22 protein-coding genes are annotated in these 26,344 nt (G+C 49.0%); 13 read left to right on the forward strand and 9 right to left on the reverse strand.

What is annotated here, in order from left to right:
• The first annotated feature begins 9 nt into the window (after positions 1-9).
• Positions 10-2,598 (forward strand): phosphoenolpyruvate synthase, encoded by a 2,589-nt coding sequence (ppsA, locus tag ICL07_RS22335; RefSeq protein ID WP_188090267.1) that lies wholly within the window; start codon positions 10-12, stop codon positions 2,596-2,598.
• Positions 2,599-2,657: 59 nt separating this feature from the next.
• Here ppsA and ICL07_RS22340 read toward each other — a convergent pair whose 3' ends face one another.
• Entirely contained in the window at positions 2,658-3,491 is an 834-nt protein-coding gene (locus tag ICL07_RS22340) for an alpha/beta hydrolase (protein ID WP_188090268.1), read from the reverse strand.
• 270 nt (positions 3,492-3,761) lie between these two features.
• Here ICL07_RS22340 and ICL07_RS22345 point away from each other — a divergent pair, with 270 nt between their 5' ends.
• From ICL07_RS22345 to ICL07_RS22355, 3 genes are all read left to right on the forward strand, one after another.
• Complete coding sequence (locus ICL07_RS22345; RefSeq protein ID WP_188090269.1) at positions 3,762-4,349, forward strand: Crp/Fnr family transcriptional regulator; 588 nt, start codon at positions 3,762-3,764, stop codon at positions 4,347-4,349.
• Positions 4,350-4,441: 92 nt separating this feature from the next.
• Entirely contained in the window at positions 4,442-5,251 is an 810-nt protein-coding gene (locus ICL07_RS22350) for an alpha/beta hydrolase (protein ID WP_188090270.1), read from the forward strand.
• 120 nt (positions 5,252-5,371) lie between these two features.
• Complete coding sequence (locus tag ICL07_RS22355; RefSeq protein WP_188090271.1) at positions 5,372-5,869, forward strand: hypothetical protein; 498 nt, start codon at positions 5,372-5,374, stop codon at positions 5,867-5,869.
• 136 nt (positions 5,870-6,005) lie between these two features.
• On the opposite strand, the gene ICL07_RS22360 is transcribed toward ICL07_RS22355, so the two are convergent.
• Positions 6,006-7,487, reverse strand: coding sequence for an FAD-binding oxidoreductase (locus ICL07_RS22360; RefSeq protein WP_188090272.1), 1,482 nt, complete (start codon positions 7,485-7,487; stop codon positions 6,006-6,008).
• Positions 7,488-7,609: 122 nt separating this feature from the next.
• On the opposite strand from ICL07_RS22360, the gene ICL07_RS22365 reads away from it, so the two are divergent.
• Complete coding sequence (locus ICL07_RS22365) at positions 7,610-8,200, forward strand: YdeI/OmpD-associated family protein (RefSeq protein WP_188090273.1); 591 nt, start codon at positions 7,610-7,612, stop codon at positions 8,198-8,200.
• Between the two features lie 51 nt (positions 8,201-8,251).
• Here ICL07_RS22365 and katG read toward each other — a convergent pair whose 3' ends face one another.
• A complete protein-coding gene (katG, locus tag ICL07_RS22370; protein WP_188090274.1) occupies positions 8,252-10,522 on the reverse strand; it encodes a catalase/peroxidase HPI in 2,271 nt (756 codons plus the stop codon).
• Between the two features lie 265 nt (positions 10,523-10,787).
• Here katG and ICL07_RS22375 point away from each other — a divergent pair, with 265 nt between their 5' ends.
• From ICL07_RS22375 to ICL07_RS22390, 4 genes are all read left to right on the forward strand, one after another.
• Positions 10,788-12,017, forward strand: coding sequence for a thioredoxin family protein (locus ICL07_RS22375; protein WP_188090275.1), 1,230 nt, complete (start codon positions 10,788-10,790; stop codon positions 12,015-12,017).
• A gap of 76 nt (positions 12,018-12,093) precedes the next feature.
• Positions 12,094-12,435 carry a hypothetical protein gene (locus ICL07_RS22380; RefSeq protein ID WP_188090276.1) on the forward strand — a complete coding sequence of 114 codons (342 nt, stop codon included), beginning with the start codon at positions 12,094-12,096 and terminating at the stop codon, positions 12,433-12,435.
• A gap of 24 nt (positions 12,436-12,459) precedes the next feature.
• Positions 12,460-13,017, forward strand: coding sequence for an SMI1/KNR4 family protein (locus ICL07_RS22385; protein ID WP_188090277.1), 558 nt, complete (start codon positions 12,460-12,462; stop codon positions 13,015-13,017).
• Between the two features lie 60 nt (positions 13,018-13,077).
• Positions 13,078-14,559, forward strand: a complete 1,482-nt coding sequence (locus ICL07_RS22390; protein ID WP_188090278.1) for a hypothetical protein — start codon at positions 13,078-13,080, stop codon at positions 14,557-14,559.
• 6 nt (positions 14,560-14,565) lie between these two features.
• Here ICL07_RS22390 and ICL07_RS22395 read toward each other — a convergent pair whose 3' ends face one another.
• Both ICL07_RS22395 and ICL07_RS22400 read right to left on the reverse strand, forming a co-directional pair.
• Complete coding sequence (locus ICL07_RS22395; RefSeq protein ID WP_188090279.1) at positions 14,566-15,198, reverse strand: response regulator; 633 nt, start codon at positions 15,196-15,198, stop codon at positions 14,566-14,568.
• Positions 15,168-17,120 carry an ATP-binding protein gene (locus tag ICL07_RS22400; RefSeq protein WP_188090280.1) on the reverse strand — a complete coding sequence of 651 codons (1,953 nt, stop codon included), beginning with the start codon at positions 17,118-17,120 and terminating at the stop codon, positions 15,168-15,170. The genes ICL07_RS22395 and ICL07_RS22400 overlap by 31 nt, the downstream gene beginning before the upstream one ends.
• 152 nt (positions 17,121-17,272) lie before the next feature.
• Between ICL07_RS22400 and ICL07_RS22405 the strand changes: the two genes are divergently transcribed.
• Positions 17,273-18,235: a TolB family protein gene (locus tag ICL07_RS22405; RefSeq protein WP_188090281.1), complete on the forward strand. Its 963-nt coding sequence runs from the start codon at positions 17,273-17,275 to the stop codon at positions 18,233-18,235.
• 90 nt (positions 18,236-18,325) lie between these two features.
• Positions 18,326-19,405: a serine hydrolase domain-containing protein gene (locus ICL07_RS22410; RefSeq protein WP_188090282.1), complete on the forward strand. Its 1,080-nt coding sequence runs from the start codon at positions 18,326-18,328 to the stop codon at positions 19,403-19,405.
• On the opposite strand, the gene ICL07_RS22415 is transcribed toward ICL07_RS22410, so the two are convergent.
• The 4 genes from ICL07_RS22415 to ICL07_RS22430 form a co-directional block, all read right to left on the reverse strand.
• Positions 19,400-20,545, reverse strand: coding sequence for an FAD-dependent monooxygenase (locus tag ICL07_RS22415; RefSeq protein ID WP_188090283.1), 1,146 nt, complete (start codon positions 20,543-20,545; stop codon positions 19,400-19,402). The two genes, ICL07_RS22410 and ICL07_RS22415, sit on opposite strands and share 6 nt — an antisense overlap.
• An 88-nt stretch (positions 20,546-20,633) precedes the next feature.
• Complete coding sequence (locus ICL07_RS22420; protein ID WP_188090284.1) at positions 20,634-21,578, reverse strand: alpha/beta fold hydrolase; 945 nt, start codon at positions 21,576-21,578, stop codon at positions 20,634-20,636.
• 48 nt (positions 21,579-21,626) lie between these two features.
• A complete protein-coding gene (locus ICL07_RS22425; protein WP_188090285.1) occupies positions 21,627-22,430 on the reverse strand; it encodes a GNAT family N-acetyltransferase in 804 nt (267 codons plus the stop codon).
• Between the two features lie 82 nt (positions 22,431-22,512).
• Positions 22,513-22,899 carry a DUF302 domain-containing protein gene (locus tag ICL07_RS22430; protein ID WP_188090286.1) on the reverse strand — a complete coding sequence of 129 codons (387 nt, stop codon included), beginning with the start codon at positions 22,897-22,899 and terminating at the stop codon, positions 22,513-22,515.
• 207 nt (positions 22,900-23,106) lie between these two features.
• Here ICL07_RS22430 and ICL07_RS22435 point away from each other — a divergent pair, with 207 nt between their 5' ends.
• Both ICL07_RS22435 and ICL07_RS22440 read left to right on the forward strand, forming a co-directional pair.
• Entirely contained in the window at positions 23,107-25,503 is a 2,397-nt protein-coding gene (locus tag ICL07_RS22435; protein WP_188090287.1) for an ABC transporter permease, read from the forward strand.
• Between the two features lie 30 nt (positions 25,504-25,533).
• Positions 25,534-26,184, forward strand: a complete 651-nt coding sequence (locus ICL07_RS22440; protein ID WP_188090288.1) for a DUF4844 domain-containing protein — start codon at positions 25,534-25,536, stop codon at positions 26,182-26,184.
• The last annotated feature ends 160 nt before the right edge of the window (positions 26,185-26,344 follow it).

Consider the following 26,344-nt stretch of genomic DNA (forward strand, 5'->3'; position numbering starts at 1 on the left):
AAACAGCATATGACCCGTAGACATCCATTCGTATTGGGTTTTTCTGAAATTGATAAAACCCTGGCAGGACTGGTAGGTGGTAAAGGCGCCAACCTGGGAGAACTGCGCAAAATCGATGGCATCCGCGTACCGGATGGTTTTTGTATCACCACCGATGCTTTCCGGAGCATTGTCAAAGAAATACCCGCCATCGATGAATGGCTGGATCAACTGTCAGGGCTGAAGGCGGAAGACCGGGACCAGGTGGCCCGGTTGAGCGGGGAGATCCGTCAGGCGATAGCCAGCCACGTTATGCCGCAAGGTATCCGGGAGCAGATTACCTCCCGGCTGGAGGAAGGAAAGGCCTATGCCGTACGCTCCAGCGCTACAGCGGAAGACTTGCCCGCGGCCTCCTTTGCCGGTCAACAGGACAGTTACCTGAACATTACCGGAAGCGGGTCTGTCTTGCGCCATGTAAGCCTGTGCTGGGCCTCCCTGTTTACGGAGAGGGCCGTGTTTTATCGTATGCAGCAAGGCTTTGATCATCGTCAGGTGCAGTTGTCTGTGGTGATACAGCAGATGGTCTTTCCACAGGCTGCCGGTATTATGTTCACCGCCGATCCTGTCAATGGCAACCGGGAGGTTGTATCCATCGATGCCGGCTTGGGACTGGGAGAGGCCATGGTGTCCGGCCTGGTGAATGCAGATAATTATAAAGTACGGGATGGCAACATTATCCATAAAAAAATCGCTGTACAGAAAAGCGGCGTTTATGCGTTACCGTCAGGCGGTACGGCAGAACAGGAATTGGAGCCGGCATTACAGCAACAGCAAAAGCTGACGGACGAACAGATGCTGCAACTGGCGGATATAGGGAGAAAAATAGCGGCGCATTTTGCTTGTCCCCAGGATATAGAATGGTGTTGGGCAGATAATATTTTTTACATCGTTCAGAGTCGTCCCATTACCACTTTGTTTCCGATACCGGTAACAAACGATCTGCAGAAGCATGTCTACCTATCCGTCGGCCATCAGCAAATGATGACGGACCCTATTAAACCACTGGGACTTTCGATGTTTCTGCTTACTACCCTGCGCCCGATGGCTACGGCAGGCGGAAGGCTCTTTGTGGATGTGGCGGGGTTCCTCGCTTCACCTGCCGGCCGGGAAAGACTGATGATGGTGGTGGGGCAGTCAGAGCCGCTGATAAATGATGCACTCAACACTATCATTGAACGCGATTTTATTCCGTTAACGGTAGAGGACAAAGAGCCTCCTGTCATCCCCGCGCCGGTAGTGCCGGAAGGTGAAAGCAATCCGGCCATCGTTACGGAACTCATTCAGCAAACACAGGCATCTATCGCAGCTTTAAAGGAAAATATCCAAACAAAATCGGGAACCGCTGTCTTCGATTTTATTGCGGAAGATCTGAAAGCCTTGCAGAACCTCCTGTTTGGCAAAGAAAGTGCGAACGTATTTTTGAGTGCCATGGGCGCTTCCGCATGGCTCAATGAAAAAATGTATGAATGGCTGGGTGAAAAAAATGCGGCAGACGTACTCTCACAATCCGTTCCTAACAACATCACTTCCGAAATGGGCCTGGCACTGATGGATGTGGCAGATGTGATCCGTCCTTACCCGGAAGTAATCCATTATCTGCAACAGGTAAAAGATGAAGATCTGTGGGAGGGTTTGCGAGCACTGCGGGGCGGCAAAGAAACACAGGCCGCTTTAATGGACTATCTTAATAAATACGGGATGCGCTGCGTGGGAGAAATAGACATCACCAAAACCCGCTGGAGTGAAATGCCTGCCATCCTGGTACCCATGCTGCTGAGCAATCTGAGAAACTTTGAACCGAACGCCAGTCAACAGAAATTTGAGCAGGGTAGAACAGCCGCCATGAAAAAGGAACAGGACTTAACGGATCGTTTACGCCAACTGCCGGATGGCGAACAAAAGGTGGCAGACACCCAACGCATGATCCGGACGGTACGCAACTACATCGGTTACCGGGAATACCCGAAATACGGTAAAATCAGCCGCTACTATATTTATAAACAGGCGTTGATGAAAGAAGCGGAACAACTGGTACGGGCCAACGTTATTCCGGAGAAAGAAGCGGTGTACTATCTCACTTTTGAGGAATTCCGGGAAGCGGTGCGCACGCAGCAACTGGATATAGAGACAATCCGTCAACGGAAGGAGGAGTACCGTTTATTTGATAAACTAACGCCGCCCCGGCTCATGACTTCAGAGGGCGAAATAATTACCGGCCGTTACAACCGGAAAAATATTCCTGCCGAAGCGATTGTCGGGCTGCCGGTATCAGCAGGCGTGGTAGAAGGAAGGGCCAGGGTAGTGCTTACTATGGAAGATGCCAACCTGGAAACCGGGGATATTTTAGTCACGCCCTTCACCGACCCCAGCTGGACACCGCTGTTTGTATCCATCAAAGGGCTGGTAACGGAAGTCGGCGGACTGATGACACACGGAGCCGTAATTGCCCGGGAATATGGTCTGCCTGCGGTAGTCAGCGTAGAGAATGCCACGCGGTTGATCAAGGATGGCCAGCGGATTCGGGTACATGGCACAGAAGGGTATATAGAAATATTATAATCCCGGATGGTAACATTTTTATTAAACCCTGGACAGGTGACTGTTCAGGGTTTTCCTCATTATTCGGGTAATATCCACTGCAACCCTTTGATAAAAGTGGGTACCTGTGTATCCATATGGTCCAGGTTGGAATAACTTTCTCCTTTGAAGGTAATGTTTGTTTTAAGTGAGATAGCCAGTGTTTGAAATATGCTATCCGTTGTAAGACCATCAGCCTCTTTTTCACTATTCTCCAGTCCTCCGAAAACCGTATATACTTTGGTGTTACCTATCCTGCGGGAGGCTTGATGACCCAGGGCGTTTAACAAATAGTAATGATTGTAATGCAGGGAAGGACTGGCAGCTACATACCCTTTGAATAGGCTATCTCCTGATGCTAATTGTTGTTGAAGCGCATACAGTGCAAAATAACCGCCCAGTGAATGACCCGCTAAAATTCGTTGGTGTTTGTCCACCTGGTAACGTTTATCAATATCGGGCAGCAATTCATTTTTCATAAAGGACAGAAACTTATCTGCCTGACCGCTGATACTCATTTCATACTCCGGGATGGCAACAGGATAAGTGTAGTCTCTGTTGCGCAGGGAATCCATCGTAGGGAAATCTTTGTATCCGATACCCACCAGTATCGCTGGTGAAAGTAAACCTACCTCGCTGTACTTTTTGAGGATAACGGCAAAAATGTCAAAATATAAGTTGGCATCCAGCATATATATCACCGGATATTTTTTACCGGGCTGGGTAGCATAGTCATCCGGGAGACTAATAAAAATGGAGAAAGAATCCTTTACGGCATTGGAATAAACGCGGGTAACCACGTCCGCTTTTTTGTCGGCAGGCCGTATGCAACCAGCCAACAATAAGGCGTACAGTACAACAGATGATTTTATCATGATGAGAACTTTGTCAATGAATATAATAGCAAAGCCGGCTAACAAAAAGTTAAAATATGCTGGTAGCGCGCGTGAGCCTGGTCGCCCGGGAAGATAGGGCGGTATCCATGCGTGATTATACGCTGCACATGCGGATGTTTGCGCTGCCGTGAAGGAACAACAGCTGCGTAAACAGGATGCCGCACTGGCACAATTTGAAGCTAATATGCTGCGATAGCCGCCGGCGATTAAAAAAATACCTACATTGGAGCTGGTTAACAAGATAGGTTTATGGAGATAGATAACAGGCTGACCAGCTTTTTTGCGGCCATAGCTCAATATGCTGTACTCTCTGCTGATGCCGAAAAAGCATTCGCGGAGCAGCTGCATTTCAGGAAGCTAAAAAAACGGGAGATCTACCTGGCACAGGGAGACGTGCCGCAAAAGATTGCCTATATCAGTCACGGCCTGCTTTCATATTATTCGATACAGGAAAATGGAGATGTGGTTATTAAACGTTTTTTTGCTGACAATTCCTTTGTCGCCTCTACAGCGGCACTGATAACAAAGAAGCCCGGCGCCTTTGCCATAGAGGCATTGGAAGACACGTTACTGGTCGAGTTTCAGTTCGATCAGTTTAAACAACTCATGCATCATCATACGGAACTTGCCTTTTTCTGGATCAGTTATCTCGAAATAAACTGGGTGGCAGGAAAAGAAGAGCAGGAAATCACCCTGAAATACCTCACTGCCAAAGAACGTTACCTGGATTTTATGGCGAAAAATCCCGGATTGATAAAGCGCCTCCGCCAGCACCATATTGCGGCCTACCTGGGTGTTACTCCAACCCAATTGAGCCGTATCCGTAAGGAAATATAAGTTCTCCAGTATCAACATATGTAAATGTTTGTTCCCCGTGGCCGTTTTAGTTTTGCCTTATGCTTTTTTGAAAAGCAGTTAAAACGGTTTATATGAAACATTCAATGTTGTTACTATGGTTGTTGCTGCCGCTGATGGGGATGGCTGCCACCGTTGATACGCTTGCTGTTTTCAGCAATGCGATGGGTAAATCTGTCAGGACCCTGGTGATCTCTCCGGAAGCTAAAAAGGCGGGACAACGTTTTCCGGCTGTATATGTATTGCATGGCTACAGCGGCAATCCTGACAGAACGTTAAAAGAAGATATTCCGTCATTGCCCGCCCTGGCAGATCAGTACGGTATCCTATTCATTCTCCCCGACGGTGCTTTCGATAGCTGGTATATCAATAGTCCGGTTAAAAAAAACAGCCAGTATGAAACGTTTATAGGGCAGGAACTGGTCAGTTATGTCGATCAGCATTATCCAACCCTGGCCACGCGTGATCAGCGGGCGCTCATGGGCTGGAGCATGGGTGGACATGGCGCCTTGTATGTAGGCGTAAAACACGCGACTAATTTTGGTGCGCTGGGTAGTATCTGTGGTGCGGTAAACTTTATCCCGTTTGCCAGGGATTTTGGTATCGATAAGCTGGTCGGACCGGACAGTACCCAATGGAAATACTATAATGTGTTGGATAACGCGCCCTATTTCATTTTCAGTCAGCAGCAGCTGGTGATCAGTTGCGGCGCGGGAGATCCTTTCCTGGCCTATAATCGCAGGCTGCATGAATACCTGGAGCAGCAGCATGTACCGCATACCTATATAGAAGAACCGGGGGTGCATGATCATGACTATTGGTCAAAGGCTGCGCAGTACCAGGTGTTGTTTATGCATCAGTATTTTACACGCGGGAAGTATTAAACCCGCTACCAGTCATGGTTTGAGAAACCATGATAAAAAAATGCTGGTTTCCCGGTATTGTCTCAGGTGTTGTTCCCCGCCTACCTTTGCTTCATTCATTTTCACCTTCAATTCATAGAAATGGGAATCAAAAAAGTAAAAAACATTGTTTGGGGACTATGCCTGGCCGCCATCGCCAGTTTTACCTTCACCGGCTGTAGCAAAAAGAATGATCCGGCGCCGGAGGAAAAAAAAGTAGCGGTGAAGTTCACTGTCACAGCCACCTCCGCCGGTGTTATAGATGAAACTGATATCACCATTCAGGCTGCAGCAGCGAATGGCGATGCCAGTCAATATGGCGCTCCTGTCTGGAAAATAAATGGTGTTACCCAAAATAACGAAGATAATATCTTCCTGAAAGGAAATCAGTTTAACGGTAGTACTAAAACCTATGTGCTGGAGACGGTAAAACCTTTTGGTATGGCTACTATAGGAGTGGAATGTACCAACAGGGGAACAACGCCTATTACCCTGACTTTTAATACACAGGTAGATGGCAAGGTACAAACGAATGTTGAAAACCTAAAAGTAATGCCTGGTGAGGGCTACGACAAACAGTTCACCTATACGGCCAACTAAAATTCTCATAAAGGTTTAGAATAAACACCGAAAAGATCAGGCGCACGTCTGCGCGCCTTAGGTTTTTACCATTCATCCATTTTATTGAAATAAAAAAGGTGCGGCATCCCGCGCCTTTTTCGTGTATTCGTATCGTTTATGCCGGCCGTATAGACAAGGCGTGGTGAAATATATTCAGTGGGTCCCATTGTTTTTTCACCCGTTGCAACCGTGGATAGTTATCCTTGTAATACAGCGTGTACCAGGGAATACCGGACTTGTTCCAGTCAGGATCGGCGAGGTCGGTATCCGGATGGTTGACCATAGCGCCGTCGGTTTGTTCGTTGGGTACGGGTACACCTCCGGAACCGGCGAAAAGATCCCTGAAGAAATGCCGGACCCAGGTCAGACTGGGAGCAGCGCCCTGAGGGTCCAGCCAACCTGTATTGCAGGCTACGTCCATAATACAATCCCGCTGCGCGGAAGCGGTAGCGTCCGGAGCAATGCTGTTGACCTTTCCGCCGTAGGTGGCCATGCCTAACATGCCCCCAATGGGTACCTGTGCGGTCAGGTAATGATAGGCCGTAGCTATCTGATTGTCAGTAAGCGGTTGACGGAAAAATGCATCCTTTACTTTGGCCGCTACGCTCTCCATTCCGGGTTGAAACAGCTCCGGGAAAGGGTTGAGGGCAAACCGCAGCCAGGGCGTTTCTTCCACTTGCAGGGAGTAAGGAATACCTACCGGCACGGCCACTGCTGCCAGGTGATCGTCGATCAGCTGACGGGCATGGGCGCCTGTGCACAGTCCTTTTATATCGAGTTTGCCGATGTTGCGGTGATTGAGGAATAGTATGCTGAACAACGGAAGATAAGAGGAATCGGGGCTGCTGTTTTGCTGGCACCAGGTCCCGAAATTTTTGGCCAGTCGCTGGAAGGCTGTCTCATCAAAGTCCTGCCAGTCCCACGATACACGGAAAGTCGTAACACTGGATGGGGCTTTAGGCAAAGCGCTATGCGGATCATTGCCTGTGGCATCGGGGGAACGCAGCCAGTACCGGGTAACGATGCCAAAATTGCCGCCGCCGCCGCCGGTATGCGCCCACCACAGTTCCCGGTTGGCATCATCGTTTTCCCGGGTAGCAATAACGCTGTGGGCTTTACCGGAACTATCTACCGTTACTACTTCCACGCCATAGAGATAATCTGCCGCCAGTCCATATTCCCGGCAGAGAAAACCAAAGGCGCCGCCCAGTATATGTCCGCCGGCGCCTACTCCCGGGTGTTCGCCGGCAGGAAGCACCACGCCCCAGCCCAGGAACAACCTGCGATACATTTCGCCGACGGTGCAGCCAGCTTCTACCATAAAAGCTGCCCGCTGTTTGTCATAACTAACTTCGGTCATCAATGACATATCAATCACTACCTGTACCGCCGGGTCTGCTACAAAACCTTCCAGGCAATGCCCGCCGCTACGGACCACCAGCCGCCGTTTACTGCTGACCGCTTCCTGTACGGCATTCACTACTTCAGCAGTAGAAACAGGCAGACCAATATATTCCGGTTTACCCAGGTAACGTTTGTTGAATCTTTTTTCAGCGAGATCAGTATAGCGTATATCCGCGGGGGTGATTTTCTCCATAGAAAGCAAATGATATGGTAAGATACGTATCTAAATAAAGATAAGACATGCCTGGTAATTAACAAATGCTAACATTATCTTGCAATGGAAAATATTTTAAGCATCCATCTAAATCATATGCTATGGCGAAAACCGGCCCTGAAAAAGTAGACGCTTTTATGGAGAGAAGCGATCAATGGCGGGAAGCGTTTGAAAAACTAAGAGAAATCCTGCTGGACTGTAACCTGACAGAGGAATTGAAGTGGGGAAACCCCTGTTATACCTACCAGAACAACAACATCGTTTTAATGCACGGGTTTAAGGAATACTGTGCCCTGCTTTTCTTTAAAGGCGCGCTGATGGCAGATCCTGAAGGTATTCTCGTCATACAGACAGAAAATGTACAGGCTACCCGTCAAATCCGGTTCACGGATGTGAAACAAATTACGAAGCTCGCGCGGACGATAAAGGCTTATGTGTATGAAGCCATTGAAGTCGAAAAATCCGGGATGAAAGTAACGTTTAAAAAGACAGCAGAATTTGAGATGCCGGAAGAGTTTCAGCAAATACTGGATAAAAAACCTAAGCTGAAAAAAGCTTTTGAGGCGTTAACACCGGGGCGGCAACGCGGCTATCTGTTGTATTTTGCGGCGGCCAAACAATCGAAGACCAGAATATCGAGAATCGAAAAATATACGGAGCATATCCTGGAAGGAAAAGGGTTAAATGATTAAAAAACAAAGCAGCCTCCACTACGGAGGCTGCTTTGTTTAATGTTGTGATGATTATTTATGAAGATCAAAACGATCCAGGTTCATCACCTTCGTCCAGGCTGCCACAAAATCCTTCAGAAATTTATCCTGTGAATCCGTGCTGCCATATACTTCGGCCACTGCTCTGAGTTCTGCGTGAGATCCAAACACCAGGTCCGCGCGGGTGGCGGTCCATTTTACGGCGCCGGTAGAACGGTCGCTGCCTTCGAAAACTTCCTTGTCCGCCGATGTCGCTTTCCAGGCTGTTCTCATATCCAGCAGGTTTACAAAGAAGTCGTTGGTCAGCTGACCCGGACGGGCAGTGAAAACGCCATGTTTAGACCCGTCGTAGTTGATATTGATCCCCCGCAGACCCCCCAATAATACTGTTAGTTCAGGAGCTGTGAGGGTAAGCAGATGTGCTTTGTCAATCAACAGTTCTTCGGTAGATACCGGTACTTTAGGTTTGCGATAGTTGCGGAAACCATCTGCCAGTGGTTCCAGGTAACCTACAGATTCCACGTCTGTCTGTTCCTGCGAGGCGTCCATACGGCCTGGTGTGAAAGGTACGGTGATAGTTTGTCCCGCATCTTTGGCGGCTTTCTCTATGGCAGCACCACCAGCCAGCACGATCAGATCGGCCAGGGAGATTTTTTTACCGCCGGCATTAAATTCTTTTTGGATGCCTTCCAGTTTATCCAGTACTTTTTGCAGCTGTGGCGGATTGTTGACCTGCCAGTATTTCTGCGGAGCAAGCCGGATGCGGGCGCCATTGGCGCCACCGCGTTTATCGCTGCCCCGGAAGGTAGATGCCGCTGCCCAGGCGGTAGATACCAACTCGGACACGCTTAAGCCGGAAGCCAGAATTTTTGTTTTCAGTGTGGCAACATCGTTATCATCTACCAGTGGATGATCAACCCCCGGGATAGGATCTTGCCAGATCAGTATTTCTTCCGGTACATCGGCGCCCAGGTAACGGCTGCGGGGACCCATGTCGCGGTGGGTCAGTTTAAACCAGGCCCTTGCAAAAGCATCGGCAAATTCGTCCGGATGTTCCAGGAAACGCCGGGATATTTTTTCGTAGACCGGATCAAAACGCAGGGAGAGATCGGTAGTGAGCATTGTCGGCAGGTGTTTTTTCTGGCTGTCGTATGCGTCGGGAATGATGCTGTCCGCAGTTTTAGCTACCCACTGATGAGCGCCGGCAGGGCTTTTGGTAAGCTGCCATTCGTAGGCGAAAAGATTTTCGAAGAAGTTATTGCTCCATTGGGTAGGTGTTTTGGTCCAGATCACTTCCAGACCACTGGTAATGGTATCCGCTCCACGGCCGGTACCATGGCTGTTAGCCCAGCCAAGGCCCTGTAGTTCCAGATCGGCGCTTTCCGGCTCTTTGCCTACGTTGGTAGCAGGGGCTGCACCATGTGTTTTACCAAAACTATGACCGCCGGCTATCAGTGCTACGGTTTCTTCATCATTCATCGCCATCCGGCCAAAAGTATCGCGGATATCTTTAGCGGCAGCAACAGGATCGGGATTACCATCGGGTCCTTCAGGATTTACGTAGATAAGCCCCATTTGTACCGCTGCCAGTGGTTTTTCCAGGTTGCGGGAATGGATGTCGCCATCCGGTTTCTCGTCTGTTACAGTAACGCCATGGTTTTCCACTACACCGGAAGAGCCGTGCGCGTAGCGGATATCGCCACCCAACCAGGTGGTTTCGGAACCCCAGTATACGGATTCATCTGCCTCCCAGGCGTCTTCACGACCGCCGGCAAATCCAAATGTTTTAAAGCCCATGGATTCCAGGGCTACGTTGCCGGTGAGAATCATCAGATCTGCCCAGGAAAGGTTACGGCCATATTTCTGTTTGATAGGCCACAGCAGCCTGCGTGCTTTATCCAGGCTCACATTGTCGGGCCAGCTGTTCAGCGGCGCAAACCGTTGTTGCCCCGCACCGGCGCCGCCACGGCCATCACCTACACGATAGGTGCCTGCACTATGCCATGCCATACGGATAAATAACGGACCATAGTGCCCGAAATCCGCCGGCCACCAATCCTGAGAGTCGGTCATCAGCGCATGAAGATCTTTTTTCACGGCCTCCAGGTCAAGGCTTTTAAATGCTTCTGCATAGTTAAAATCTTTATCCATCGGGTCAGACAGGGAAGAGTGCTGACGGAGGATGTTTACCTTTAATTGGTTCGGCCACCAATCAGGGTTCCTGGTGCCGCCACCGCCAACGTTATGCTTCATTGAGCCATTATGAAATGGGCATTTACTGATGTCTTTTACTTCATTTTCCATTTTGTTCAATTTTGGTATGGAAGGAATATATGCTTGCACCTGTTCAGTGCGGTCGGTAAAATTAAAGGTAACAGGGATATAGGAAAAATCAATTAGTTCTATAATCTAATAGTCAAAAACTATTCTTACGGTGTGGTGCCGAACTAACATTCAGAGAAACAAGCGGCACTTGCTGCCGCTACTTCTAATATACTAAAATTTCGGAGGAGCAACAGATAGCTGGTTTTTTTTCTATATTTAGGCTGATTCCACTTTATTCCGCCCGATGATGAAAAAACTACTGCTCTTTTGCTGCCTGATAATTGCCATGCCCACAGTTTGGGCACAAACAGGGATACAATTTTTTAAAGGTTCCTGGAAAGAATTACTGGACAAGGCCCGCCGGCAAAACAGGATGATATTTGTGGATGTATATACGGAATGGTGCGGCCCCTGTAAGTACATGGATAAGTTTATCTTCACCGATACGGCTGTTGCCGGGAAATACAACCCGCTTTTTATTACCTACCGCCTGGATGCGGAAAAAGGTGAAGGCCCTGCAATATCGCGTAAGTATAACGTAGGCGCCTACCCGACATTTTTATTCCTGAACAGCAATGGTTACCTGGTACACAAAGTAGTGGGAGAGAAGGAAAAAGAACCTTTTACAGCCCTGGCTGATGCAGCCGTACAAGCGGGTGCGGATAAAAACAACCTGGGAAACCTGGAACAAACATTCCGCGAAGGTAACCGCGATCCGCAATTTCTCCGCGCTTATCTGGGCCGGCTGGCGGCCGCCGACCTGGATAACAACGAAGTGCTGGACGCTTATTTTAAAACCATTCCTGCCGCGCAACTGCAACAGGACAGTACATGGCTATCCCTGGCGCAGTATATCAACAGTCCCAATTCCGCTACGCTGGCGTACCTGGCGGACCACTACGATAAAATAGGCGCTGCTGCCCAAACAAAGTTGACCAACCGCCTGTTTGAAAAACTGATCAGAAACAACGCGGGCATCGCCCTAAAGGAAAAACGGATGATAGAATATAACGGACTGGTAACATTTGGCCGGCGGCTGCAGGGGTTAAACGAAGCGCAACTATCTTTCCTGAACCGGCTGGACCTGCTATACGGCAGCGAGACCAGAAACTATGATCAGTTAAAAAAAGCAGGCTACATCCTGGCTGCCAGTCCATTCACTATTCCGGAGGATTCCATCAGGAGAGAAGATAAACGCCGCTATGAAAAAATAATGCAGCCGTTTTTAAACGGAGAAAAAGACAGCACCAAAATACCGGACTTTGAAGAAGAGCGGAAAATGGTAACGCATATCTACGCCCGGGATATCAGCGACCGGCTGTATACGGCTGCACGCGCCTTTGCACAGCTGCCTGCTACGGAAAAACAGGCATTGGCGGATGCATTGCAGTGGGCGAAACGATGTAAGGCATTGCTGCCGGAAGTCAAAGCATTTGCCGATTTAATAAAGGAACTGGAGGAGAAAAAATCATGATAAAAGAATTGCAGTTAGTTCGTACGCAATATGCTGAACGGTATTACTGGGATTATGCAGTCTCCGGTCAACCGCTGTGGCAATACTTAAAAATGCAACAGCCCTATGGTGTTACGCCGTTTGGTTTCTTTCCGATCAGCAGGAACAAATGCGCGCATTGAAAGAGTTCCGCCTGCAACAAAAGACTTATCTTGCCGATAGCCGGATAACACTTTACATCTGTACCTGTTGTGGAGATATCGGCTGCGGCGCTGTCACAGCGAAGATCATCGATAACGGTAGTCAGGTCATCTGGACAAAATTTGCCAGTCAGGATGCACGCGAAGCGGAAGATATCTATATCATCCCAACGGTTCCTGATCTTATATTTGACCGGGCCCATTATTTTAAAGCCTTGTCCGTAATCGGAAAAATGTAATTGTTGACTTTTGAAAAACGAACCATGCAAAACGAATTAACCACACTTGATCAATACCTGTCCAAATTACGCCCGGAATACTACGCTTCGCTGAATGCACCATTGACGGATGCCGAAATAGCCGCGTTGGAAAAGAGCTATAACATCACCTTGCCGGCCGATCTGAAAGCGCTTTACCAATGGAAAAACGGACAACGCGACGATAGTTTTGAAGCGCTGGTCAATAACTCCGGATTTCTGCCATTACAGGAGGCATTGGAAATCGCCAAAGAAATGACCGGTATGATCGGCTATGATTTTGATATCGAAAACTGGTGGCATGCGGCGTGGATACCGCTTTTCCATAATGGAGGAGGAGATTATATCTGTTACGATAGCGAGGGGCTGTTCACCGGACAAAAAGGGCAGCTGCTGGAGTTCTGGCACAGAGACGGTGACAGGAATGTAATAGCACCCGGACTGGAAAATTTTCTGCAGATGATCAATCAGTACTACGCTACTACGGACCCTGCTTCCTTCGATGAATTTTTTTCCCTGGAGGAATATCCGGACGGATATTTTCTGAAGTTTTATGTAAAATAGAAAAGTGAATTAACATTTTCTTAAGAGCGTTATACGCTAACCTGGAATAAATCTTCGTATATGCGTTCACGTTTTACCCGTTGTTTTGTCCTGTTTTGCGGCTTGAGTAGCACAGTCTATGCCCAGCAGTTTGAAAGGGTGGTGGTTGATTCCTCCGCTGCTGCTGCCGGCTATTACATGGCCTTACAACCCGGCTCCGGCCATGTTCAGGGTGTAATGGTCCTGATGCCCGGCTTTGGAGATCCTCCGGAAGCAGTGTTCGCCAGCAGTAAATTACAGAACGTTGCCTGGACCAACGATATCCTGACGATTGCGGTGAGTGGCGGACAGAATCTGTTGTTGACGGACAATTTGCAGCGACAACTTAACGCGGTGATGAAAGATGTAATAAAACGTTACCGGGTAGCACCTGAACGGTTTGTAATTGGAGGTTTCTCTGCCGGTGGTACACTGGCACTACGTTACACCGAGTTATGCAAGGAACGTCCTGCGGACTTTCCTATTCAACCAAGGGCTGTATTTTCTGTGGATGGCCCGGTAGATATACCGGACCTGGTACGACGGTTTGATAGGTTTATTAAACGGGACTTCAGTCCAAGGAGTACCAACGAAGCGAAGTCGGTTAAAAAGATGATGGCTAACCAACTGGGTGAACTACCAGCCAATATGCCGCGTTATGTGGCTGCATCTCCGTTCTATACAGCTGCCGATACACCAGGCAATGAACATTTCCTCCAGCAGGTAGCTGTTAGAAGTTACCATGACCTGGACATGCCCTGGCAACTAAAGGAACGACGCAACAGTCTCTCAGATCTTAATGCTGCCGCCGCTTCTGAAATGATCAGCCGCTTATTACAGCAGGGGAATGAAGAGGCAGAATTTATACAGACTCAACATGCCGGTTATAACCTGGACGGCACGCGTAATCCCCATTCCTGGTCTATTGTGGATGAACGGGAGCTGGTGCAATGGGTGCGGCGTAAACTGCGCTTCCTGCCCGAAAATGTACCAGGTAACTATCTCCTGGGGGAACCCGCTGGCTGGTCTGTAGAACGCATGAAATTTCCCATCGAATTTGCGCCGTCTATTAACTATCAGGGTTATGAAGACCTGCGCTTTCTGCCTGGGTGGGGAAATCAGCAAAGCGAAGAATACTGGAGCTATTGTTTCCTCTGGTGGCTGGAAGAACAACCACAGTTAGATAAAACAACGCTGGAATCATACCTGAAAGCATACTACGAAGGGCTTGTAGACCGTAACATCGGTCGCAGACAAATTCCGGCAGACAAGATAGTCCCCGTAAAAGTACAGCTGACACCGGCTAAAATTACCCCCGGTGACGCACAAACGTTCAACGGGGACATTGACATGCTGGACTATATGGGTGTACAACCTATACGGCTACACGTGATACTGCATATAAAGGACTGCACCGTGCCGCAGCGCAAAGCATTGTTTGTGGAACTATCACCCCGCCCCGCCGGACATACAGTCTGGCGACAGATGGATAGCCTTTGGAAATCATTTGAATGTGGCAAATAATTGTCCTTATAACAACCCCAGTTCACCTGCCTTTTTAATCAGGGCGGCCGCGTTGTTGACCTGTAGTTTCTGCATCAGGTGATGCCGGTGGGTTTCTACTGTCTGCCGGCTGATAAACAATTTAGCGGCAATGACGGCGGTGGTGGCGCCTCCGCTTACCATTTGCAGTACTTCTTTTTCCCGGGCTGTCAGTTTGGGAACGATGGCTGCAGGGTCGGGTTTAAAAAGCAATTGTTGGAGGTGCTCCGGTAACCGGTACTCATGGCGAAGTACCTGGAAGATCACTGCCAGCAGCTCTTCTTTGGGAGCATTTTTTAGCAGATAGGCGTCAGCACCATTTTTCAGCATATTCAGGATAATGCTTTTTTCGGTATGGTTGGTCAGCGCAACGACATAGGTGCCGGGATGAAGTTTTTTGATGGTGCTGCATACTGCCGGGCCTTGCATACCCGGCAGGCTGATGTCCAGTAAAACGATGTCTGCTGTATGCTTTTCCAGGTACTGCAACGCTGTTTCTCCATCGGTGAAATCAGCTACTATCTGTAATTGATCGCTGGGTTGCAGCACACTGCGTAACCCTTCAATAAAAATGGCGTGATCTTCAATCACTACGACGGATATACGGTTGTTGATTTGCATGATAATTCAATGTTAATGACGGTGCCTGCACCGGTACCAGACCGGATGTCCATTTTACCGTTTAAAAATTCTACCCTGTGCCGGACATTTTTCAAACCAATACCTTTGGTTTCGTCTGGATGGGAAGGTGAAAAGCCTTTTCCGTTATCTTCTATCGTGATATAAAAAGTAGGGCCAAGTTGACTGCATTGCACCAGTACCTCATCTGCCCCGGCATGTTTGCAGGCATTGGTCAGCAATTCCTGCACAATGCGGTACACAATCAGCTGTATAGGTAATGGAAGGTCCGGCTGAATGTTTATTGTTTGCAGGGTGATCTTCAGCCGGCTGGTTGTGTGTATTTCGCAGAGATCTTCCAGGGCTGCAGTTAAGCCCAGTCGCAGCAGCGCTTCGGGCATCATATTGTGTGCAATGCGTCGCAGCTCGGTGATGGCCTGGTCCAGTTGAAGGCTTAGACGGACAAGGGGGGCTGCAGGATCGGCAGTCGCTTCGGCCAGGCGCATTTTCATACTGGCGAGGGTGCCGCCCAAACCATCATGAAGGTCGCGGGCCAGGCGGGTACGTTCTGTCTCTTCGCCATGCAACAGCGCTTTTGCAACAGCGATCTGTTGCCGTTGCAGCACTTTGTTTTTCCTGGACCGGTAAAAGTATACGGCTACGAAACCCGATAGGATAAACAAAGTGATAACACTCCACAGCAACGTTTTTTGTTGTGCTGCTTTCCCACGCAGTTGCAGCAATACTTTTTCCTTTTCTGCATAGTTGTATTTTGCTTCCAGCTCATTGATCTGTTGACGGGTTTGTCTTTCGGTCAGCGTGTCTGTCAGGCTGGAGTATTGCAACAACCACTCATAAGCCTGTTGAGGATGATGAAGGGCAGAATCGGTGCTGGCCAGCTCCCGTAAAACCAGCCGCATATTTTCCGGCATTTCCCTGACGTAGGGCCGTTTATAGATGTCAAGCAGTAACTGCCTGGCAGTATCCATAAACCCTTGTGCTTTATAGGTCTCGTACAGATCCATGCTCATCGTCGTCGCATCGTACTGGCGGTTAATGCTGTCCGCCAGTTGGATACCCTGGCGAAGGCTGGACAACGCCAGCGGCCATGCCCTGATTTTATTGTAATACCTGCCAAGAATGCCGTAGTATCCCGGAACAAGACGGGAGTGCGGATATTGTTGTATATAAACGGCAGCACTGTCCAGGTATGGTTTGGCGGCCGTTGTTTGCTGCAATGAAAGATAATTGGCGGCAATCGTTGTATAACTGGCTATCAGAAATTCCTTGCGTGCTGGTTGCTGACGGAAGAGGGCTGCCGCTTTCGCTGCATAGATACTGGACCGCTCATAATCGAAAATGTTGGAGAACACGCTGCTGAGGCTCAGATAATAGTTACCCAGGTAAAGTGTGTCTCCAGCCTGCTGTGCCAATGGTATTACCTTGTTCAGTAATATATCTGCAAAATTCTTTTCCCGCCCTTGCCGCTGTTCCAATACGCCGTAGTTGTGCCATGCTTTGGACAATAGTCTGACGGCCTCGTTTTTTTTATCTTGTTGGAGCAGCGGGATCGCTTGTTGAAACTCCTGCTGAGCGCGGGGAATATCATAGTCAAAAAACGCACTGCCGAGGAAATAATGCCCCTGGCCTTCATGGTAAGCGTCATGGGGATTGTATTCCAGCGCCTGTAAGGCATAATTAACGCCCCTGGCACTGTCCAGGTCGGCCCAATACTGTGATAGCTGAAAAAGCACCGCTGCTTTCTGTTCCCTTTTGGTGGTGTGTTGTAAAAGCAGCAGGAGGCTATCGGCAAACGGGTGTTCGCTTTCTGCCAGGCTCAGTAATGGTAACAGCAGCAGGTAAAGCAATATGCTTCGCCTCCGGTATTTAACGAGCCCTAACGGAAGGCCGGATAATGGTTGCATGTATCTAAAATACCAAGAATACCTGATTTCCCCATCAGGGAAAACATGGAGATGCTAAAATCCATTATTTCCCGGATTGTCTGCCATCCTGCTAACGGAGAACTTTGTATCCGGAAAAACTGGATGTTAACCATCAAAAAAATTAACCACTGATGAAAACACGTGTCACCACCCTGGTTTGCCTGGCTGTGCTGCTGCTCACGGCAGCCTGTGGCAAGAAAGACAACCCCGGTCCGGGAAATAATGGCGGTTGGCAGCTGCCGGGCAGCATTTACTACGATTGGTCAGAAGGCAGCGGACTGGCTATCGCTTATCGCCTGGACCTTAGCAGTGGCGTGCGTTCCAAGGCGGTGGCGTATAACGCCAAACGCCACGCCTGGGATATCAGCCGCGATGGCAGTATCATGCTTCAGTCGCTGGACGACCCTAATGATTATGACGGGGAGATATACCGTATTATCAATATGCAGAATGGGCAAACGCTCTCCGAATTTCGGAAAAAAAATTCTGAAGTGTCTAACTTTACCGAACCATTGTTATCACCGGATAAGTCCCTCATCGCCGTGCCTCCCACATTTGACAGAGGTTTGATCGTTATGGACCTGCAGGGGCGCCTGCTAAAGGAAGTGGTTACCATCGGCGGAAAAAAGGTAAAAGGAAACATTGCCTGGATGCCGGATAACAGTATCATTTGTGTGGCAGATAATATTGTGTACCGGCTCAACAACCAATATACCTGGGGGGATGTGGTGACCCAGCTGAACTTTAACGACTGGAATCATATTACAGCCAGCTATGATGGTCAACGCCTGGCTTTTGGCGCCGGAAAACATATATGGATGATGAATGCGGACGGCACGAACAAGGTGCAGGTAACCACCAGTAATGATGAAGAAGGATATCCTGTATTTTCCCCTGATGGGAAACACCTGCTGATGGGCACGGACTATGAGCCTGAGAGCTCGGCAATACGGAACTGGATACTGACAATCATTCCGGCAGACGGCCGACAATATAACGTTACCGAAGGAGCAGATGACCGTGTGGTAATGTTGAAGGTAAATGGTAGTGATACCCGGCTGGAAAGCAGCGATGGCGCTATGGAATGGAGATAGCTATGATGAAGGAACTTTCCATGTCTGAAATAATCCGCCAGGGGCGCTGCTTTATCAATATATTCAATACAAAAAATGCGCCCCTGTATCTTGTCACTGCTACTGCTGCTGCCTTTCGCAGTATGCGCCCAATCGCTGCAAAAACGCCTCGATACCCTGCTGCAAGGATATCATCACCGTGGACAGCTGGAAGGTACGGTATTAGTCGCCCGTAAAGGTAAGGTGGTTTACCAGGGCCATTTCGGATATGCTAACCGGCAGTTTAAAGTACCCATTACGCAAGATACCCGTTTTCCGGTCGCTTCTATTACTAAACTATATGCAGCCATACTGGTACTGCAATTGCAGGAGGAAAAAAAGCTGGACATTCATCAGCCGGTATTTACCTATTTGCCGGATTTGCTACCGGTGGTGAATAAACGAATAACCCTGCAACAGTTATTGCTGCATAGCTCCGGCCTTCCGGGCGATAAGGTGCCGGATTACTACGCCCGCTCTACGCCACGTCCGGCAGACTTTATCCGGAAAAACGTAAAAGACACGCTGTTGTCAGAACCGGGTAGCCGTTTCCGTTATAACAATGTCGACTATATCCTGTTGGGCGCCGTGATAGAAAAAGTAACGGGTAAACGCTGGGAACAGGTACTACAGGAAAAAGTACTGGCGCCGCTGCAGTTAGTCAATACCGGTGTGGTACGCCAGCAGGATGTGATCCCTCAACTGGCTTATGGCTACCATAATTACACCTTCGGTACCGGTACTGCACAGGACACCCTCTTTAACGACGAAACCCCTTACTTTGAAAACTACGCCACCGCAGGCGCTATCTATGCCACCGCAGCGGAGTTACTCCGGGTAGACCAGGCTTTGTATGGTAACCGGTTATTAAGCCCCGCCGCAATAACGCTCATGTATACACCGGTAAAGGAATTGGGCTATAACAAATATGCCAGGGGCTATCCGGCATTAGGCAGTTATATTAATTCCGTTACCCTCGCATCAGGGAAAACGCTCACGGTGATCGAAAGACGCGGCAATATCAACGGGTTTAACAGTAGCCTGCTGCGTTGTGTGGAGGACAATAACACGATCATCCTGCTATGTAATACCGATACCGGAAATATGGAAAAAATAGGCGATGATATCCTTCGTCGTCTTTATCCGCTATAATGTTATATTATACAGAAAGTCCAGTTGCCGTTTGGCACTGCCGGCAGGTATGCTGCGCACCGCGAAGTTCCTCACTGCCACCGCGAAGGCGCCTTTCCAGTTGGTGAGCTGCGCCAGCTGCCAGGAGAGGCGAACGATCTTGTGGGCGCGCTCTACTCTTTTGGTAACGTAATGTCGGAAGGCGGTCTCATAATCGCTGTGGCTGCACAGACTGTCAACCAGAACATAGGCGTCTTCTATCGCCTGGCTGGCGCCTTGTCCCAGGTTGGGGGTGGTGGCATGGGCGGCATCACCCAGCAGTACAACCCGTCCTTTGTGCCAGGTGCTGATAGGCGCCAGGTCATACAGGTCGGACCGGATCAGCTGTGCCGGATTGATATTCCGTGCTACTGCCGGCATATAGCCACTAAAATCAGCCAATTCCTGTTGTATCAGTGCTAATGCCTGTTCATTCGTGTAGGGCGTATTTTCCGGTAGTTTTTTGGTGAACCAGAAGTACACCTGGTTGCCGCCTACGTGCATAAAGGACGCCCGTATGCCATTGCCACGGCCCCATACTTCAGCGGTGTTGTGGCGCTCGGCGTCAGGCAATTCCATATTGACCGTAGTACGCCAGCAGATTTGGCCGGAATAGCGGTAGCCCTGGCTGCCGATAACTTGTTCCCGGACAGCGGAGCGGATACCGTCAGCGGCCACCAGGATATCGCCCTGGGCCTCGCTGCCATCATCAAACCGGGCAATAACGCCTCTCGGTGTTTCTGTGACAGCGATACATTTTTTGCCGGTTTGAACAGGCTGCTGTAATTGTTCCAGCAAAGCGGCCTGAAGAGTAGCCCGGTGTATGGGCAGACTACGGGAACCGTATTGTTGTTCCAGTTGGTTGCCATCAATGTGCTGTAATATCTTCCCTTTATAATCCTTGATATACAGTTGCTCGAGGTGACCGCCCCGACTGGCCAGTATGCTGGCAATACCCAGTCGTTCGTACACCTTCATGGCGTTGGCTCCCAGCAGGATACCGGCGCCTACCGTTTTGTATTCCGGGGCTGCTTCAAATACCTCGTATTGCCATCCGCGCTGTTGCAGGGCAATAGCGGTGGTGAGCCCGCCTATGCCGCCACCGATGATGATTGCTTTCATAAAAATGTAAATTTAGGTCAAATGTACTAATTTTTTTGAAAACAACACATGAACTGATTTTTATGTCTCAAAAATCAGGCGCACCAAATTAGCTGCGGGGATGTTTAAAAATATCATTCCGGATAATCCGCTGTATGGAATCCGCTTCGGTGATCATGATCATATGATCGGCATCTTTAAACCAGTACAACTGTTTATAGGGTGCTTCCAGCTTTTGAAAATAGGTTTTGGAGATTTGTGCGTTGGTTTGGGAATCCCGCCCGCCCAGGAAAAAATAAACCGGGCAGCGAAGTCGCGGTAACGACACCAGCAGATTGTCTTTTACGGCTTCATTCCAGGGAGGCAACCAGATGTTAGCCCACGCATCCAGGTAAGACCGCACCATGACGGTGTCTTTAAACGGGGTACCGTCCATTACGTGCATCCATTTCCGTGAGTAATAAAGATCATTGCCGTTGGCGAAAGGGACCTGCACGGTATTTAATTCCCGTAAGGCGGTGGTATTATTATTTTTCTTAGCCCATATTTTCAGGTTGTTGAGCACCAGCACTTCGCTGGGTTGCTGGTTAACCACCGGACACACCACCAGTAAGGCCTGTAGCAACTCCGGATGGGTAGCGGCCATATGAAAGCCCAGTACAGTACCCCAGGATTCGCCCATCAGGTAAAGTTGTTTCCGCTTGAAACGTTGTAGCAATGTTTTTACAACTTCATAGGTATCCTGCTCAAACTGCTGCAGGGTAAGCGGTAGCGGCGCATGGTTCAACTGTAGTGTTTTTCCTGTCTCGCGCTGGTCCCACAGGATAACGAGCGCATCTTGCAGAAGATCGTGGGAGATGGTGTTTGACTGGGGCATACGCGATTCACCCGGCCCGCCGTGAAGGAACAGCAGGATAGGACCTTCGGTATTTCCCCTGACAGAAATTACCTGGTTGATACCATTAATATGGAGCGTATCATAGTAGTCCGCTTGTTGTGCCTGTACGGCAACGCTGCCTGAAAGCAGCATACAGAGAGAGAGGAAGTTCTTCATATCGACATGATTGCTCCTCTACAACAACCAGTCCCGGACAAAGGTTCGTCAGGTCAGTTTATAGTAGGGATGCTCGTGGGTGACTTCAAACCCCAGCTGCGCGGCGAGTCTACGGGAACCTGTGTTGCCGCCTCTGCAAGCCCATACCGGCTTCAGGTGCTGCTCCAGGAATAAGTTGTCAATCAGCGCTGCACAGGCATGATAAGCGTATCCCTTTCCCCGGAAAGCGGCAACGGTTTCGATCGCCAGCTCCGATATGCCGTTGCTGCCAAATGCTTCAAAGGCCATAGAGGCCAACTGGTCCTGGTAATATAAACAGTAGCCGGTACTACGGCTTACAAACTCGTCGGCATTTTTCCAGAACTGACGCGGGATCACGGTGCCGCTCATATTTTCGTAATCAGCTGCGGTGGCGCGGACCACTTTTATAGCGGCGTCAGTTGGCTGCGGTTTGCGGCGCTCCTGGTATTTTTGGGGGTTGAAGATGAGATTCAGCCGGGTATCCCGCTCAATATGGAGCGTCAGCGCGGTTTCGCTGAACAGCCGATCCAGTATCGGGTCCCAGGTGGAAGGGTAGGCCTGTAGCCATTCATCGCCCTGTCGCCGGCCATGTACGTTGGTAACGTATTCCTTTAACTCCTGGTGGAAGGATTTGTTGTCACTCTCACCATACAACAGCGACATACCGTACGGGTGAACGATATAAAACACCCGGGGATTGTCAGGATTGTCCGTATATACTTTGCCGTTAGCCTGCTGTTCCAGCACAGCTTCCGCAAAGAGTGTATTGATGGGTAATGTTTTTAAACTGGCTGCCAGTTGATAATATTTCGTTGGGTCAAATACTTTCATCGCTGCAAAAACTGATTTGCTGCAAGTATAAGACTAAATATAGCAGGGCCGGTAGTCCGATGGAAAGAAGGAGGGTAGTCCGCTACTGCAATCGTGCAATCACGGGCGCCAGCTGTTTTTTGATATCCTCCACAATACTGTTAATCTTCGGCGTATAGCCACTAAAGTGAGTGTCGATATCCAAATAGCGGGCAGCGGTTTGTTCCGGTGTTATCTCCTGTAGTAATAATTTCAGCGGCGCTTCCATCACGGCTGCGGCATCCTGTTGCCACAATGCGTACAAATACTGCGGATGAAAGAAAAACAACTGTCTCGCTTTGGGGAATATGTAACCATGACCAGCCAGTATCTGTTGCGGATTAATTTCATGGAGCAGTAACCAGCCATTGTCCGTGATGGCTGTCCGGGCTTCGGACAATACGGTGTCAAAAGGTTTGTCCAGCAATAGGGTCTGATATTCGTTTTTCATCTTCCGGAAAAAAAATTATAGAGGATATTTTATACATATAAGATAGTAGTTTTATCATTAACGGCAACATTAAATTGTCCGGTTCCGGACAAATATTGTCCACGCGCGGACAGCCAAACGTGGAAGGAAAGCCCGTTAATGCCGGGAATACCGTATTTTCAGGAAGCGGCAGTATTCTTGTTGTCCATCTTACAAATCCTCATCGTCATGCTAAGGAATTATTTCAAGATCGCCTGGCGTAACCTGCTGCGTAACCCAGGATATTCCTTTATCAATATATTTGGTCTGGCTATCGGACTAAGCTGTTTTATCCTGATTCTGTTGTTTGTGCAGCATGAATCGACTTATGATCGTTTTCATCAGAAAGCCGACAGGATATTCCGGGTCATACAAAAACGGCCTGTCTCCAAAGGTGAAAGCTATTGGGCTACCACCTCTCCGGCGCTGGCTGGCACACTGTTGCGGGAGTTCCCCGAGGTAAAAGCCGCTACAGCTGTGGAAACGGCAGAAAACCCGTTGCTGACCCTGGGAGACAAACAGTTTCAACAAAAAGGCATCTTCGCCGACACGACCTTTCTGCAGTTCTTCGACTTCCCTTTGTTACAGGGTGACCGGGCAACAGCGCTGAAATCTCCGGATGGCATTGTGTTAACGGCATCGCTGGCACGCACTATGTTCGGTAAGCAGGACCCCATGGGGAAAACGCTGTTGTACCAGGACTCGCTGCCGCATATAGTGACTGGCATCATGGCGGACGTACCCGCCACTTCCCATATTCATTTCGACTATGTGCTGCCTGCTATGGCTAATCCGTTTTATCGTGATTGTGTTACCCGGGAACCCTGGTTTAACAACGATTTATACACCTATGTCTTATTAGCCGATGGAGCCACTGCTGCGCAGCTGGAACAGAAAATGCGTACCTACATCGATGAAAAGTTGGCCCGCTGGCGGCCGGAAGACCGGCTCCGTTTTTTAACGCAACCACTGAAAGACATTCACCTGAAATCACAACATCTCGATGTCCGGGAGATAGAACAAAGTGGCAGCGATAAATACGTATATCTTTTCCTGGGCATCGGATTTATCATTCTGCTGCTGGCTTGTGTAAACTATACCAACCTGGCGGTAGCCCGCGCCGCAAGAAGGGGCCGGGAAATAGGGCTGCGCAAAGTGGCCGGCGCGCTTCGTGGTCAGCTGATGGCCCAGTTTCTGGGTGAGTCGTTGATCATGACTGGTATTGCGCTCGTACTGGCGTTGGGGTTAGTACACTTGTTGTTGCCCTATTTTAGTCTGTTGATGGACCGTCCCCTGCGGATGGAATACCTGGCTAATCCATACCTGGTACCGGGATTGTTACTGCTCCTGTTGCTGGTAAGTGTGTTGTCCGGCGGTTACCCGGCTTTCCTGATGACGGCCCTGCGTCCGGCGCAGGTACTCAAAGGCAAACAACAGCTCCGCGCCGGCGGCTTCAATTTGCAGCGGGTACTGATTGTAGGACAGTACGCGGTATCCATTGTATTGGTAGCCGGCAGTTTCATTATTTACCGGCAGATGCAGCTGGTACAACACCAAAACCTGGGTTACAACCGGGAACAGGTGCTGGCGGTGACGGTGAACGACGAAGAACTGAGCCGTAATTACAATACTGTCCGTAAAGAATTACTGAATCATCCCGGTGTAGTGTCCATGAGTTATTCCTGGTATCTGCCTACCGCTATTAATACGAATCAGACCATGCGGGACTGGCTGGGTAGTAACGGCGAACGGCTATCCAACCGTATGACGAGCATCGACTATGATTTTTTGGATGTATATGGCCTGCATATTGTGGCTGGACGGGGTTTCTCCCGGGACTTCGGAACAGATACCCTGGGTGCGCCCGTGGCAATCTTGAACGAAACAGCGGTGAAAGCACTGGGCTGGACGCCCGAAGAAGCCATCGGACGAACATTTGACTATTCCGACGGTCGCGGTAAAAGAACTATCCTCGGGGTGGTGAAGGATTTTCATTTTAATTCTATCCATCAGGTGCTGTCACCACTGGTGCTAACATTGGATAAGGGATCAACAGGATTTATCTCTGCCAGGGTACGGCCGGAAAAACTGTCTGAGACGATTGCACTGTTTGAACATACTGTTAAACAGTTTTCACACTATCCGTTTGAGTACCAGTTCCTGGATGATAACTTTAATAAACTTTATATAAAAGATATCCGCCTGGGTAAGATGTTTGCCGGCTTCACGCTGCTGGCTATCCTCATCGCTTCCCTGGGCCTGTTTGGGCTCGCTGCCTACACTACCGAACAGCGACGCAAAGAGATCGGTGTACGGAAAGTACTGGGCGCTACAGTGGCTAATATCGTCACATTACTAAGTAGGGATTATATCAAACTGGTGTTCTTCGGTTTTGTGATCGCGGTGCCGTTAGCCTGGTATATCATGGACCGCTGGCTGGAAGATTTTGTATACCGTATCCGTATAGAGTGGTGGATGCTGGCCCTGGCGGGTCTGTTGGCTGCTGTAATAGCTTTGTTGACGGTGAGTTATCAATCTGTAAAAGCGGCGTTGATGAACCCGGTTAAATCGCTGAAAACGGAATAATAAAGTATATTGGTGGAATTATCTGTAGCTATGAATACACAATTATCCGCCCTGTCCACTTTTAGAGAACGGGATAAGTTCTCCCACACAGCCTTCCGGGAGAGAGGCCTGAATCCTTCAGATCCCCTTATTATAGAAGGCATGGAAAAATTTTTTAACGATTTGACAGATCAGTTGATCGCAGCAGCCCAACAAGACGCGAAGGAAAAAGTCTATAAAAAGATGCTGAAAGATGCGCTTGATAAGATAGAGAAGGACGATTTCGATACGGAGGAAAGAGAAATGATCTGTGATTATTTTTATGATCTTGCCAATATAACGGGTGTTGATTTTAAAGACCAGCTGAACAAATGGTTGTACGGCGGTTTTTTAGTCAACATGTTGAAAATGGCTTCCTTTATCAAAGGAAAAGAAAAAGTCGAAGAGGTGTATGCGCAATCCTGTACGGGATGTAATCAATCGCTCGAAGTACAGGTGATGCAGAAACAACCGGGGATACCAGAAGGAGACTGGTTAATTGGTCAATGCGAATCCTGCAAAGAATACAACCTCCTTACTTTTGGACCTGGCGCGAAAAACATTCGGTTTATCGGTTTTCATACAGTAGAAAGTCTGGGGAGGGATGAGTACACGGAAGAGCAGGCGAGAACACGCCTGGAACAAATCAAATTTTTCAGATGACCATGCTGGTAGACCAGACAACGAACGAAGTATTTAATGCGGTGAATAATGTATGTGGCTGGTGGTCTGAAACTGAAGAGTTTACAGGACCTTATCACCACCGGTAAAGGACACCCCGATCTCAAAGCATAACAGTTTGGCCGGGTAACATAATTTCAGG

It is taken from the genome of Chitinophaga qingshengii (assembly GCF_014529935.1).
GTDB lineage: Bacteria > Bacteroidota > Bacteroidia > Chitinophagales > Chitinophagaceae > Chitinophaga > Chitinophaga qingshengii.